Genomic DNA, 14,923 nt, shown 5'->3' on the forward strand with positions numbered 1-14,923 from the left:
CCTATTTAAAATTCACAGTATACTCATCAATTATTTGAAGTTCTGTTCTAAATGCTAGCATTTTATCAGCAAATTTTTTCATGCCATCATTTCGTAGTTTTTCGGCGTCTTCTCTATAATAAGCATCTAAAGCTTCTCTTGAGTACGAACGATATTGAATAGAATATGTAACTCCTCCCATATCTTCTTCTACCAAAACTTTGGTTAATGTTGCTTTTTCAAACTTTCCAGTTCCTAATACTTGCGGAATATGCTCTTTTATCCATGCTAACCATTCTTCATGGATAGATTCGTCTATGTTTACAGTTACGTTATAAATATACATGCCTATAAGTTTTTTGCAAATAACAGGAGTTCTTCTCCATCTTCAAAGGGTTTTATTCTTTTTTCAAAATTAAACCCTAATTTTTCTAATAACTTAATTGAATTTTTATTTTCTGGGGTGGTTATTGCAGCTAGTCTTTTTAAATTGAATTGATTTTTAGCAAGTTTCATGATTTCAACTGAGGCTTCAAAACCATATCCTTTTCCTTCATATTCTGGCAAAAAAGCAAAGCCTATATCAACATCATCTAACTCTTCTCGTTTTATGAGTCCGCAAGTGCCAATGGATTTATTATTTTCTTCTTTTAATAAAAGTTTATAAAACCCAAAACCAAACTCTTTATAATTTTTTAAATGCCCTTTTGTTATGCGTTCTTCAGCATCTTTAATGGTTTTTGTGTTTCTATCTCCAATATATTTTATCCAATTTGGAGAATTCACTAATTCTAAAAAGAACGGTGCATCTGTAATTGAAAATTTAAAAATTTTAAGGCGCTTGGTTTCAGCAACAATCATAGTATTAATTTATTGCATCTCCACGTAATGCTCTAAAACGTTTTCTAGCTTCTACAAAATAAATGCTATCGGCATGATTAAAAATAATTTGCTCGTATAACTCTTTAGCTTTTTCTGGCATGTTTAATTGTTTCTCATAAATTTCTGCCAGATTAAAATAGGCATCATCAATTAAAATACCGTCTCTATAATTTGCAATAATTGTTTCGTAGTTAGCTTGTGCTTTTTCAAATTCGTTTTTCTGACCAAATAATTGGGCTTGCTTGTATAACGCTTGTGCAACAATAGGCTCTGTTTTGTGGTCTTTTAAAATTTTATAAAGAAGTTTAATAGCTTCATCCTTTCTATTTTGAAAAGCTAACAAGTCTGCTTTTGCATAAAGTTTTAGCGCCGTTTGAAGGGAATCTTCGTATTTATTATCTGAAATAAGAAGTTTTAAATCCAAGGCATCGTTAGCTATTAACTGCGATGTAGAAGCTTTTAAAATTTTAAGTTGTGATTCTGCCCACTTAAAATCTCCTTTATAATAACTTGCTTTAGCTACTTTATACCTTGCTTCCTGCGAAATTGTACTGTTCTTTAAATTACGTTGAATTTGAGTATAATAAATTAAAGCTTTATTGAATTTTTCCTGTAACACTAAAATATCGCCAAGTTCTAGCTTCACTTTTGCCTTTTCTAATTCTGATAAAGGTAGTTGTAAAGCATCCTCTAAAAACTTAGTGGCTTGTTCTGTTTCATTTAAATAAAATGCTAAAAAATGTGCATAGGAAATTTGTAAATTTAATGTTTGCGAATAGGTTCCATACTCTTCAATAAGCTCTAAATATTTGTTTTTAATACTCTGGTAATTATCTATTGAGCTTCCTTGAATTTCTAATTGCAATAAATTGTAATGAGCCTCTAATTTAGTGTCTGCATACTGAGCAGTTTCAATAATGTAATTATATATTTCTTTGGCAATTTCATTTTCGTTTTCGTTAGATGCAATTAACGCTAGTTCTTCTATTCTACTTAAACTTTCTGGATTTCTATTAAAAATTGCTTTTTCCTGTATGAATGATTTTCTAAAATCTTTTTGCTGAATAAATAACCAACTTAACAACTCGTTCCATAACAAATTTGGTTCTTGCTGTATTTTTTTTAGCAGAATTTTTCTGAATAAAATGTTATTTTCATTAGTGCTGTCTTCGCTAATAAAATCGTTTATAGCTCGTTTAATATTTGACAAACTTACCCTATTAGTTTCAGCAAAATCTACATAACTGTTTAGCATTTTTTCTATATCGCCCTGCTCTCCATAAATTTGAGCCAACTGTAAGTTAAAATTATAATCTGGGTTTAAAACCATGCCTTTTTCATAGGCAATTATGGCTCTATCTAAAATGGAGTGGTTTTGAAAACTACGTGCTACTGCAAATACATTGCTTGGTTTTACATCAATACTTTCAATGGCTTTTTGATAATAAATTTCTGCGTTTTCTAAATCGTTTTTAAGTTGATGGTTATATCCTAATTCAACTATAAATGCAGGGTAATTTATACGTTCCATCAATTTTAATAAAAAAGCTTCAGCTTTATCATATTGTTCTAATTGTTGATGCGCACTGACTATTTGATTGATATAGGTGATATTAGATGGTGACTTTGTATGAAGTTTTTCGTACTCATTTAAAGCCTTCTCAAAATCGCCATTTTTAAAATATTCTTTGGCAACAATATCATTTTGCGAAAAAGCGATTGCTGATATAAAAAAACATAAAATAAAGCGTATTCTCATATTGTAAATATAACAAATGTGTGTTCTAGATATTAGCGTGTTTTGATATTTTTATGAATTTAATATTCATTATATTTCTTAAGAGATTCTGATATTCATCAGGATTAGCTCAACTAACTAATATGTATTGGTCAGAAAAGATTTCACAAATTAGAGTTTCACTAAAAAAAATGCCCGAAATAAAATTCGGGCACTTAACCAACCAAAAATAAATTTTCTATTAACTACTGTTAATTAAATACTCGATTGGGGACAGTCTTAAATTTCTGCATAAACAGAAATGACTATTTTCAAAAAAATCTTTTTACAATTGCATCAAGAGATTTGCTTTGAATAAAACCCCTATTTACTCACAATGGCTGTTTCTTTATCTTCAGATTTAAATATCTCAAAATCTGAGGATAAAACTTTGCTTGCGAAAAAAATTAGAGCGATTAATAGCACTAGGCGTTTAAAATTTTTCATGATTAGTAGGTTAAATAGATTTGGGATAGCTAACTTGATGAATAAATTTTAAAACTCAAAGAAAATGACAATAAAATCGTTAAACAGCGGTTTTATTTTACATTTTATCGAACAAAATAACAATATCTTACAATTTTTGTAAGATTTTGTATACATATATTGTTTTTTAATCTATTATTTTAAAACCTGTATATGGTTGAAGAACATCTGGAATTACTATACCTTTTTCGGTTTGGTAATTTTCTATAATACCCGCCAGTACTCTAGGTAATGCTAAAGAACTTCCATTTAAGGTATGTGCCAACTCGTTTTTCCCTTCACTATTTTTAAATCGAAGCTTTAATCGATTTGCTTGAAAGGTTTCAAAATTTGAAATAGATGAAATTTCTAACCATTTATCTTGTGCTGTAGAAAACACTTCAAAATCGTATGTTAATGCAGATGCAAAAGAGGTGTCTCCACCACATAAACGTAATATTCTGTAAGGTAATTTTAATTCTTTAAGAATGCTTTTTACATGTTCTACCATACCATCTAAAGCGTTGTATGAGTTACTAGGGTGTTCTACTCTAATAATTTCTACTTTATCAAATTGGTGCAGCCTATTTAAACCTCTTACATGAGCTCCGTAACTTCCTGCCTCACGACGAAAACATGGTGTATAGCCAGTTATACCAATTGGTAAATCACTTTCATTATGCAACGTATCTCTAAAAATATTTGTTCCTGGCACCTCCGCAGTTGGTATTAAATACAAATCATCTTCACCTACATAATACATTTGTCCTTCTTTATCTGGTAATTGACCTGTACCTGTTGCAGAATCTGAATTCACCAAATGTGGCAATTGATATTCAGTATAGCCAGCAGCTGTATTTTTATCTAAAAAATAAGTAATTAAAGCTCGTTGTAACCTAGCGCCTTTGCCTTTATAAACTGGAAACCCTGAACCTGTAATTTTAGCTCCTAATTCAAAATCAATAATATCATATTTTTTAGCTAATTCCCAATGTGGAAGCGCATTTTCATGTAAAACAGGTTTATTGCTTTCATCAATAAACACTTCTTCATTATCCTCTTCAGATTTACCGGGTTTTACTAAGTCGTGAGGAACATTTGGAAGCTCAATTAAAACATTATACAATTTAACATCGCAAGCATCTAGTTCATCTGCTAATTTTTTTGAAACTTCTTTTAATTGACTCGTTTTGTCTTTTAAAACATTTGCCTTTTCTGCCTCACCAGATTTATACAAATTCCCAATTTCTTTAGATAATTTGTTAGACTCTGCTAAAGTGTTATCTAATTCTGTTTGAAGGCGTCTTCTTTCCTCATCAAAAGCAATAACATCGTTTATCATTTTTGTAGCATCAATATTTCGCTTTTCTAAACGTTGAATTACTAATTCTTTGTTTTCTCTAATAAAGGGAACTTGTAACATGGTATTAAAATTTAAGGGACAAATTTAATGAATTAGACACATAATCACTCTTGTTTTGAAGGTAAAATCCAAGGGCTATGTTTTAAGGCTTGCCACTCTACACTTGCCAAATCTATTTCTGGCTTTATTAAGGGTTTATATGGCTTACCATTAATGCTTACTTTACAATCTACAAATACTGCTACATCTTGTCCTTCTTCACTAAATTTTTGCTTTAGTTTTTGTGCAAATTGCCAAATAATATCTGGTTTTGTGCTAGCTGTTCTTTTTTGTTTTTCAGACAGATAATCATCTAACTTAACAACAGTACTTTTGCCTGTGGTTTTATTATTAACCCGATATGTAGCATAACCACTTTTAGCTCTTAGCATCATGCGCCATGAAAGCCTGTGACCTTCTTCTGTCCAAAGCACATTATCTTCAAAAAAATGATGTCTTAAAGGCAAACCTATTTGAATTAAAAAATAAATTGAAAAAACAATAAATAAAGGTGTTTTTAACTTTGGAATAATAACTTCTTCATCAACATACAAAGGCTTCCTTTTTAAAAACAGTTTATTAATAGTTTTGGATTCAAAAAAGAACAATGCAAATGCTAATGACAAATACGGAAATATGCCTATTTGAAGTACAAACGAATTAAACAAATGAAAAAAAACAGAAACTATAAAGGCATATTTTCGAGTGGGTTTATAAAGGAGTAAAGGCACTATTAAACCGTCAAACAAAATACCTCCATAAACTAAAATATAATGCACCCATTTTTGTTGAAGCAAGTTCCCAACTAAAACATAGTCTTTTTTACTCTTCATTAATAATTCCACAAATGTAGTATCTAACCAATCTGGGTAAAACTTAGCTATTGATGCGTAGGTATAAACTATAAAAAGTTGTAAAACAATAACCCATTTACACCACTGCGGCATAGAAAAACTCTTAATTTCTGGATTGAGTTTTACATCTATTGATGCATATTTGTGAGCGGGAAGAATTACCATTATACTACTTATAAGAATTAATAAATAGTAATGATTATTATACGATGATTTTTGCATGAGGTAAGTGGCTGTCCACATTAACGTAAAGCTAATGATGCTTAATCTATATTTATAGCCAACCATAATAAGTAGTCCAAAAACTCCCATTAAAACATAATAATAATACATGCCATGACCTGGCAGTGGTTGCAACCATTCAAAACCTATAAAAGAAAATGTAAATTCTGGTTCAACTAGAGTTCGTTTTACCCAACCTGTAAAAATGGCGCCTACAGATTCTAAAAAACAAAGTGCACCAAAAATGATTCTAAATACTATTAATGCAGAATTATCAATATGTTTGAACAACCATTTGCTAAGCATGTTGATTTGCAATATAATCCATTGCGATTTGTTTATCTTTTGCTAATTGAAATTTTAGAGCTTCAACCGATTCGAATTTGCTTTCATCACGAATTCGATGCAATAATTCTATCTGAATTTCTTTACCATAAATATCGGTATCAAAATTAAAAAAATGAACCTCTATGGTTTGTGTACTACCATTTACTGTAGGATTTACACCAATATTCATCATTCCGTAAACAACTTTATCATCAATTAAAGCCTTTACAATATAAGCGCCTTGTTTTGGTATAATTTTATAATCTTCTCTTATATGAATATTAGCGGTAGGGTATTGTATTTTTTTACCTAAGCCTTTACCCTTAACAACAGTTCCGTTAAGCATAAAATTATAGCCTAAAAACTTATTAGCTTTAGTAATATTACCTTCTAATAAAGCTTTTCTAATTTTTGTTGAACTTACAGAAACATCATTTATGTCTTGAGCCGAAATTTCTTCAACTTCAAAACCATAGGTTTCTCCAAAGACTTTTAAATCGTTAATATCTGCTTTTCTGTTTCTACCAAATCTGTGATCGTAACCAATAATTACTTTTTTTGCATTTAATTTTTCAACTAAAATTTGCTTTACAAAATCTTCTGCAGAAAGCCTGGAGAATTCTCTAGTAAACTCTTTAATGAGTAAGTAATCTAATCCTAAAGCGTCTAAAATTGCATAACGTTCATCAATAGTATTGATTAACTTAATATTGGAGTCTTTTTGCAACACCATACGCGGATGGGGAAAGAAAGTTAGTATTACAGATTTTAAGCCTTCTAATTTTCCTGTATTAATTAAACGCTTAATTATTTTTTGATGTCCAAAATGTACACCATCAAAAGTACCAATGGTAACAACTGTTGGCTCGTTAGACTTGTAAGTTTCAATATTTTTTGCTTTGCTCATTTAATATTCAAAATTGTATAAATGACTTAAAAAAGTTAGATTTGTTAAGTTTAGCATAACAAAATAGCTTCAAAATCTTCTTTATGAAAACAAAACTACATTATGTTTTATCAATTGCAATGCTTTTGTCTGTATTTTCAGTTAAAGCACAAATTTCTTCATTTAAAGAAGTTAAGACAATTAAAAATTCTAAAGACCTATCCAAATTTAACCTAGACAAAAGTAAAGTTCATTTCTTTGAATTAGATAGGAATCTATTTAAAAAAAACACTTTAACTGCTACTTTAAGAGGTTCTCAAAAGAAAAAAAAGAATACTGTTATAACAATTCCGGGAATTAATGGTACAATGGAATCTTTTAACATTTACGAAGCACCTGTTTTTTCTCATACATTAGCTTTAAAATATCCCAATATCAAATCTTATGTTGGTTATTCAACAAATAAAAATGGTGCTAAATTACGAATGAGTATCTCACCTCAAGGAGTGCATACCATGATTACTTTTTTAGATAAATCAACTGTTTTTATGCAGCCTACAAAAAAAGGTTCTAATCAATATGTGGTTTATGATAGAGGAATGAAAGTAAATTCTTTATCTACATTTAAATGTGGAACCATTGAAAGTATTAATCAATTATTTAACAAAACAAATACATCATCAAAAATTGATGAGGGTGGCGCTAATAATAAAACCTTACAAAAATTTAGAATAGCTATTTCCACAACTTCAGAATACACAGCATACCACGATGATGGGATTTCAGGAAATGGTGACGCAATTAGTGATGCACTTTCTGCTATTAATGTAACTCTTTCTAGAGTAAATGAGGTTTTTGAAACTGATATGGCAGTTACTTTTGAGTTAGTAGATGCCACTCAATTAATATATAACAATGCGGCAACTGATCCTTATTCAGATGCTAGTATTGGAGCTAATCAAGATAATTCGGATGAGCTATTTGGTTGGAGTTTACAATTACAGAATACTTTATCATCCTCCAGCGCATTAGGTAATAATTTAACCGAACGCAACAATGCTTACGATATTGGACATTTATTTGGTGATTCAGGAGGAGGAGGAAATGCCGGTTGTATAGGCTGTGTATGTAGTAATGATACAGCTTCTAATGCTGATAAAAACAAAGGAAGCGCATTTACATCACCTGCTGACGGTATTCCTGAAGGTGATACTTTTGATATAAATTATGTTGTTCATGAAATAGGACATCAAATGGGTGCTAATCATACATGGGCATTTACAACCGAAGGCACTGGTGTAAATTCAGAACCTGGAAGTGGCTCAACAATTATGGCTTATGCTGGTATTACAGGACCTGATGATGTTCAGACTAATAGTGATGATTATTTTCATTATCATAGTATTAAACAAATTTTGGATAATTTGAGTACAAAGAGTTGTCAAACTATTGAACCTATTTCCAATAATCCTCCAATTGCTGATGCTGGTAATAATTACATAATTCCAGCAGGAACTCCATACATACTCAAAGGAACAGCTACCGGTATTGAATCTGGTGAAAGCTTTACTTACTGTTGGGAACAAATAGATAGTGGCAAAACAGATTATCTGAATTTTGGTCCTGATTTAGTATTAGGCTCTATGAACAGATCTTTACCTCCTTCATCATCACCAGATAGATATATACCGAGATTAAGTAGCGTTCTAAATGGTAATATTACACAAACTAACCCTGGTCTTGGTAGCGACTGGGAAACTGTTGCAAATGTTGATCGAATTTTAAATTGGGCATTAACCGTAAGAGATAGAGAACCAATCGCAACAGGTTTAGGTGGACAATCTAGCTATGATACTATGCAAATTCAAGTTACAGATGGCTCAGTATCCACACCAATAGGACCGTTTATAGTTACTTCGCAAAATAGTTATATTAGTTACCCCATTGGAAGTTCTCAAATGGTAACATGGGATGTTGCTAATACCAATTTAAGCCCTATAAACACAGCCTTAGTAAACATACGTTTATCCACTGATGGAGGATTAACTTTTCCAACAATATTAGTATCTAACACAAGTAATGATGGAACAGAGAACATTAATCTTCCAATGGGTGTGTCAGCTCCTTTTTGCAGAATTATGGTAGAACCTGTTGGAAATATTTATTACGGCGTTAACAGTACGGATTTTTCAATTGGTTATACCGTTTCAACAACCTGTAATCAGCAATTTAGTTCTAATTCTAATTTAAACATAAGTATTCCAGATGAAGGGACAACCAATGATATTATTAATGTCCCCGTTAACGGTGTTATTAGTGATGTTAAAATAAATGTTGATGTAACACACTCTTTTATAAGTGATTTAACACTAACTTTAACACACCCTAATGGCACAACAAGCACTGTTGTATGGGAAGAAAATTGTTTTATTAATACAGGCTATGAAGATTTTGATATTATATTTGAAGATGGGGCTTCGGCTGTAGTTTGTGCATCACCTACTACAGGAACTTATATTCCTGCAAATTCATTAAGCATTTTTGATGAATTAGAAAGCTCAGGAGATTGGACCTTAACAATTTCTGATGGTTTTCAATTCGATACTGGAAATTTAAATGATTGGTATTTAGAATTTTGTCTTAAAACTGTTACTCTTAGTAGTTCAAATGATATTGAATTTTCTGAGTTCAAAGTTTACCCAAACCCAAACAACGGAGAATTTACTCTTAAGTTGAATATTAATTCATCTAATACTATTAATGTTGAAGTTTATGATTTAAGAGGGCGAATAATTCACAAAAAAACTTTTGAAAATACAGGAGATTTTAATAAAAAAATAACCTTAAACGACATTCAATCTGGCATGTATATTTTAAGTGTTAGTGACGGTATAAGAAAATCTACAAAGAAAATTGTAATAGAATAAAATAAAAAAAGAGGAGCATGAAACTTCTCTTTTTTATTTACCATTAAATGTATTCATGGTAATATTAACTCCTGCTAGTGCAAAGGACTTTATAAGGTCTACAGATTTATCTAATCGCTCTTTTAGGTTTTTATTTTCTTCATCTGTCCATTCTCCTAAAACATAGTCTATTTGTTTTCCTTTGTTAAACGCATCACTAATTCCAAATCTAAATCGGTTATATTTTGTAGTATTTAGTTTATCTTGAATATCTTTTAAACCGTTATGCCCACCATCGCTTCCTTTTGTTTTTAACCTTATGCTTCCAAAAGGTAAGTTTAAATCATCGGTAATAATTAATAGATTTTCTAACGGTATTTTTTCTTTTGTCAACCAGTATAAAACTGCTTTACCGCTTAAATTCATATAGGTATTCGGTTTTAAAAAGATAAAGGTTCTTCCTTTTAATTTATAAGTAGTTACGTCTCCTAGTTTTTGAGTTTCAAACGTTAAATTCTCTTGATTAGCAAAATAATCTAACACTTTGAAACCTATATTATGACGTGTGTTTTCGTACTTTTCTCCAATGTTTCCTAAACCAACTATTAAATACTTTTTCATAGAATCTTGTTCTTCTATATGCTTATTTCTATTAAACAACTTTCTTAAAAACTGACACATAAAAGTTTCTTTTTTGTAAAAATAAAGAATTTATCAAAGTTGACTATTTCTAACTAAATTGTAGATGTTTTTTGTTTCGTTTTTTATCTTCTTAGCTCTAAATAAAAATTCTTTTATTTTAGATTCCCGATTTCTCGGGAATGACAATTTTAAATGAAACCTCGTTCAAAAAAGTCCGAGGAGCCTTTCTTAAATAAAAAAGCATCCTGAATTATACAGAATGCTTTTAATTATTTGATTAAGAATAATTCTATTCTTGAGCTGCAGGTGCTTCTGCTGCTGGAGTTTCTCCTCCTTCAGCTGTTGCTTCTGCTCCTTCTTCTCCTTCTTCTTCTTCATCCTCATCATCAATAATAGCAGTTCTTGCTGTTTTGATTTGACAAACTACAGTATTATCTGAGTGTAAGAAAGTATATTTTTCACTTGGTAAATCTCCAACAGCTACCTTATCACCAATTTTTAATGGTGTTATGTCGATTTCAATAAAATCTGGTAAGTTTGCTGGTAAAGCTTTTATACGTAACTTTCTATTGTTTCTTCTTAAAACACCACCGTTTTTAACACCTCTTGAATTTCCAACTAGGTTTACAGGAATATTTAAAGCAATTTCTTTATCTTCAAATAATTGATAGAAGTCTACATGTAAAATTCTGTCTGTAACAGGGTGAAATTGAATGTCTTGAAGTACCGCATTTAAGGTTTCTCCATTGTCTAAAGCAATCACAACTGTATGCGCATTTGGCGTGTATACAAGTTTAGAGAAAGCTAATTCTGGTGCAGAGAAATGCACTGGTTTATCTCCTCCGTATAATACGCAAGGAACCTGACCAGCATTACGTAAGGCTTTTGTTGCTTTTTTGCCCACGCTTTCTCTTTGAGATCCGTTGATTGTAATTGATTTCATTTTCTATTTATATAATTTAATTAATATTCATTCTTTAATTAACCTTAACATTCATTTGATAAGATTACATAACAAATTTTGAACTAATAGATTGATTATTGTGAACCTTATCCATAACATCAGCAAACAAATCTGCACAACTTAAAACCCTAATTTTATCACTTAAAGGTTTTACTGGAATAGAATCTGTTACTATTAATTCTTCTAATTTAGAGTTATTTATATTATCGTAAGCTTTACCAGATAAAATTGGATGTGTACAAATAGCTCTTACACTTAGTGCACCTCGCTCTATCATTAAATCTGCAGCTTTAGTTAACGTTCCAGCTGTATCAACCATATCATCAACTAACACCACATTTTTACCAGTAACATCACCTATAAGTTCCATATGCGAAATAATGTTGGCTTTAGCGCGTTGCTTATAACAAATTACCACATCACTTTGTAATGCTTTGGAATAAGCATAAGCTCTTTTAGAACCTCCCATATCGGGTGAAGCGATGGTTAAATTATCTAAGTTTAAACTTTTTAAATAAGGAAGAAAAATTGTAGATGCAAATAAATGATCTACTGGTTTTTCAAAAAATCCTTGTATTTGATCTGCGTGTAAATCCATTGTGATAATACGCGTAGCTCCTGCTGCTTCCAACATTTTAGCAATCAATTTTGCAGCAATTGGCACTCTAGGTTTATCTTTTCTATCTTGTCTTGCCCATCCAAAATATGGTAAAACTGCTGTAATATGTCTTGCCGAAGCACGTTTTGCCGCATCAATCATTAACAACATTTCCATTAAGTTTTCTGGTCCTGGATTAGTAGAACCAATAATGAAAATTCTTGTGCCACGAATAGACTCTTCATAAGATGGTTGAAACTCCCCATCACTATAAGTAGAAGTAATTACCTTACCTAATTCTGCACCAAATGCCTTAGCTATTTTTTCACCAAGAACCTTACTTTGGGTACATGCAAAAATTTTAGCTTCTGTTATCACAATTGGCATAGTTAACTTATTGTTTTAGAGTATACAAACACAGCGTGTTTTTTAACGAGGTGCAAATTTATACATTTATTTTAACCTAAAAAGTATATTGACTAGTATTTTTGCGATTAATCTGGAAAAAATATATATTTTTGCTGTCCAAAATTAGCTCAAGTGGCGGAATTGGTAGACGCGCTGGATTCAAAATCCAGTTTCTTCGGAAGTGTGGGTTCGATTCCCACCTTGAGTACAATAAAACTCACAATCTTTTTTAGATTATGAGTTTTATTTTTTTACAACCTTAAATAATCTTTCATTTAGTTTAAAAAAATAAATTCCTGTATTTAGTTGAGCAACATCTATTTCTTGTTCAGCTTGAAATGAGTTAAAATTAAATGAAGAGACTAAAGCTCCAAAAACTGAATAAATTTTAACTCTTTTAGCTTTTAATCTCTCATTATTAAAACACAAAATATTATTCACTGGGTTAGGGTATACTTTAATAAACTTATTTTCAATAGAATTTGAATTAGACAAACTATTTATAAAAACATATTGTAAAGCATCATTTGCCATTTGTTGCGCATTATGACTAACTCCTGATACTTCTTGCTTTTCCCAATTAAAAGGAACAGACATAGTTTGGGAAGTTGATTGACTGGTATCAAAAAAATACTGCCCTCTTAGATACCTGTTTAACCCTTGTTGATTATCAACAATTGAATTATGTCTTAATCCAGCTGAATTTTGATTAGTATCATCTTGCCCTAAATGAATAATCAATTTTTTAGCAAAGGCATCTGGTAATGTTGTGTTAGATAATTGCCCATTTTTAATCCCATACGGAAAATTTACAGTGTTTTCTGGAACTGTGTACCAACCTGCATTTGAACAAACAGCAATTTCTAATTTACTATTAGGCATATACATGACAAAACGATGTAAAAATTGAGCGCCACCAGAATGTCCCCATGCTTTGTATGTTTCTTGTGTTCCGGAAATATCAGCTTTTATATATTCAAATAAAGAATCTATAAAAGAAAATGTCCATTCATTTTGGTTATTTAAAGTTCCCAAACTTGGGTTGTCTCCATCATCAAAAATATTTGCCAATTGATATTTATCTCCTCCAGGATAATTACTATCTGAGAATTCTGGAGCAAACACCATAAATTCGTTCACATTTGCCATATTTATCCAATAATCTCTATAATCAGAAGCATTTCTATTCGCACCATGAAAAGACATAACTATTGGCATTACAGTGATATCTCCTTCTGGGATGTGATAGAACACCTCAACAGTTTTTGTGTTTAAAGGGTTTTCTGGTGTATAAATAAAAGAACTTGTAGTATTAGAATTTAAATTCTGACCAAAACTTAATAATGAAAAGAATATAAAACCAAATTCTATTTTAAGGTTTTTCATTTAAAAAATTATTTGAAAAACCAATTCCCCAATGGTTTGGTTATTTCCTTGGGCTAAATCAATAGTTGTTAAGGAAGCTTGCATTTTTAGATTGTTATTATCAAAATATTTTGTTATTCCGAAAGTATAACTACTTGCATCACTTAATATTGAATTTAAGTTAGATTCAAACTCAGGTGTTGCACTTTCGTATCTAAAATCAACACTAAACCCTTTTTCGGTTACATATCCTGCTTGAACGTTATAACTATCACCTAAAACTAAATATTCACTAATTTGTTGAGGAGCTAAAACTGTTAGAGCAGTTTCATCAACATAAACCAAATCTAAACCTTCTGCACTGGCATTAGCATATTCTGCCAACAATGAAAATCCTTTATATTTTAATAATACATCTATATACATTTGAGAATAATCGGGTAAATCATTTTTTCCGTTTGCATCATATAAAAAGAAATTACCATGACCTTCGCCAACTGCATGACTTGCTCCTTTATTTTTACTTGCAGCAGCACCAATGACTAGTTTTAAGTTTTCTTCATGAGCTAAATCTGCACTAAATAAGTCATTTCCTTGAGTAAAAAATCCTAAGGGATAAATATCTAAACGACCACCAATTTTTAAACCTCCTAAATCTGAATCACGAGAATCGCCACCAAATGAATTTCTTCCGTCTCCAGAAGTTATTGCAAGCATTGGTGCTATACCAAACTTATTTCCAAATTTTGTTTCTACAAACAATCCAAATTCTCTCCCCGTATTGCTTAAATTTTGGCTTAATAAACTTCTATCTGTAAACTGTAACCTGTCTTCTCTATATGTCATTTCTCGATTGTTTACAAACGTTTGTTTTTGACCAACAGTTACAATTGTGTTTTTAAATGGATGATAAGCTAACCAAGCATCTAATAATGGTTGCGATTTACTGTAATCTGTTTGAATTAGAAAACTTACTTTTTCTTTTACTGCTTTTCCGCTAATGATTAAAAACGCATTTTTAGCATTGAATTCATTATCTGCATCGGCTCCTTTCACTTTTGAATAATTAAAAGCTGGTTGTATAAACCCCCCAAAATTAAATTGATAATCCCCTTCGTTAAAAGAGAAATTTAATCCGCTTCCAAGTTCAAAGCTTGCAACGTTTTTATCTTTGTTTTCTTGCGCACTTAATAGTAATGATATACAGAAAAATATACTAAATAATGATACCTTTTTCATGTGTTTG

The 14,923-nt window shown here is 30.8% G+C and carries 12 protein-coding genes and 1 tRNA gene; 2 read left to right on the top strand and 11 right to left on the bottom strand.

Annotated features, from left to right (window positions below; genetic code table 11):
* Position 1 precedes the first annotated feature (1 nt).
* The 6 genes from MBM09_RS00925 to MBM09_RS00950 all read right to left on the bottom strand — a co-directional run bounded on the left by MBM09_RS00925 (position 2) and on the right by MBM09_RS00950 (position 6,815).
* Positions 2–325, bottom strand: coding sequence for a DUF4286 family protein (locus MBM09_RS00925; RefSeq protein ID WP_238674972.1), 324 nt, complete (start codon positions 323–325; stop codon positions 2–4).
* Positions 326–327: 2 nt separating this feature from the next.
* Positions 328–840, bottom strand: a complete 513-nt coding sequence (locus tag MBM09_RS00930) for a GNAT family N-acetyltransferase (RefSeq protein WP_238674973.1) — start codon at positions 838–840, stop codon at positions 328–330.
* 4 nt (positions 841–844) lie between these two features.
* Complete coding sequence (locus MBM09_RS00935; RefSeq protein ID WP_238674974.1) at positions 845–2,620, bottom strand: tetratricopeptide repeat protein; 1,776 nt, start codon at positions 2,618–2,620, stop codon at positions 845–847.
* 631 nt (positions 2,621–3,251) lie between these two features.
* On the bottom strand, positions 3,252–4,526 hold the full coding sequence (serS, locus tag MBM09_RS00940) for a serine--tRNA ligase (protein WP_238674975.1): 1,275 nt from the start codon (positions 4,524–4,526) through the stop codon (positions 3,252–3,254).
* Between the two features lie 44 nt (positions 4,527–4,570).
* A complete protein-coding gene (locus MBM09_RS00945) occupies positions 4,571–5,887 on the bottom strand; it encodes an HTTM domain-containing protein (RefSeq protein WP_238674976.1) in 1,317 nt (438 codons plus the stop codon).
* Positions 5,880–6,815 carry a bifunctional riboflavin kinase/FAD synthetase gene (locus tag MBM09_RS00950; RefSeq protein WP_238674977.1) on the bottom strand — a complete coding sequence of 312 codons (936 nt, stop codon included), beginning with the start codon at positions 6,813–6,815 and terminating at the stop codon, positions 5,880–5,882. Before MBM09_RS00950 ends, MBM09_RS00945 begins: the two co-directional genes overlap by 8 nt.
* An 83-nt stretch (positions 6,816–6,898) precedes the next feature.
* Here MBM09_RS00950 and MBM09_RS00955 point away from each other — a divergent pair, with 83 nt between their 5' ends.
* The gene (locus MBM09_RS00955; RefSeq protein ID WP_238674978.1) at positions 6,899–9,721 is read left to right on the top strand and encodes a reprolysin-like metallopeptidase; all 2,823 of its coding nucleotides are present in this window, start codon (positions 6,899–6,901) and stop codon (positions 9,719–9,721) included.
* 33 nt (positions 9,722–9,754) lie between these two features.
* Here MBM09_RS00955 and pth read toward each other — a convergent pair whose 3' ends face one another.
* From pth to MBM09_RS00970, 3 genes are all read right to left on the bottom strand, one after another.
* Complete coding sequence (gene pth, locus MBM09_RS00960) at positions 9,755–10,381, bottom strand: aminoacyl-tRNA hydrolase (RefSeq protein WP_238674979.1); 627 nt, start codon at positions 10,379–10,381, stop codon at positions 9,755–9,757.
* Between the two features lie 250 nt (positions 10,382–10,631).
* Positions 10,632–11,285 carry a 50S ribosomal protein L25/general stress protein Ctc gene (locus MBM09_RS00965; RefSeq protein ID WP_238674980.1) on the bottom strand — a complete coding sequence of 218 codons (654 nt, stop codon included), beginning with the start codon at positions 11,283–11,285 and terminating at the stop codon, positions 10,632–10,634.
* Positions 11,286–11,349: 64 nt separating this feature from the next.
* Positions 11,350–12,291: a ribose-phosphate pyrophosphokinase gene (locus MBM09_RS00970; protein ID WP_238674981.1), complete on the bottom strand. Its 942-nt coding sequence runs from the start codon at positions 12,289–12,291 to the stop codon at positions 11,350–11,352.
* 147 nt (positions 12,292–12,438) lie between these two features.
* Here MBM09_RS00970 and MBM09_RS00975 point away from each other — a divergent pair.
* A tRNA-Leu gene (locus tag MBM09_RS00975) sits at positions 12,439–12,520 on the top strand.
* A 35-nt stretch (positions 12,521–12,555) separates the two neighbouring features.
* On the opposite strand, the gene MBM09_RS00980 is transcribed toward MBM09_RS00975, so the two are convergent.
* Positions 12,556–13,698, bottom strand: a complete 1,143-nt coding sequence (locus MBM09_RS00980; RefSeq protein ID WP_238674982.1) for a T9SS type A sorting domain-containing protein — start codon at positions 13,696–13,698, stop codon at positions 12,556–12,558.
* Entirely contained in the window at positions 13,699–14,916 is a 1,218-nt protein-coding gene (locus MBM09_RS00985; RefSeq protein WP_238674983.1) for a porin, read from the bottom strand. It lies immediately after the preceding gene.
* Positions 14,917–14,923: the final 7 nt, after the last annotated feature.

This window comes from Flaviramulus sp. BrNp1-15, assembly GCF_022259695.1.
Taxonomy (GTDB): domain Bacteria; phylum Bacteroidota; class Bacteroidia; order Flavobacteriales; family Flavobacteriaceae; genus BrNp1-15.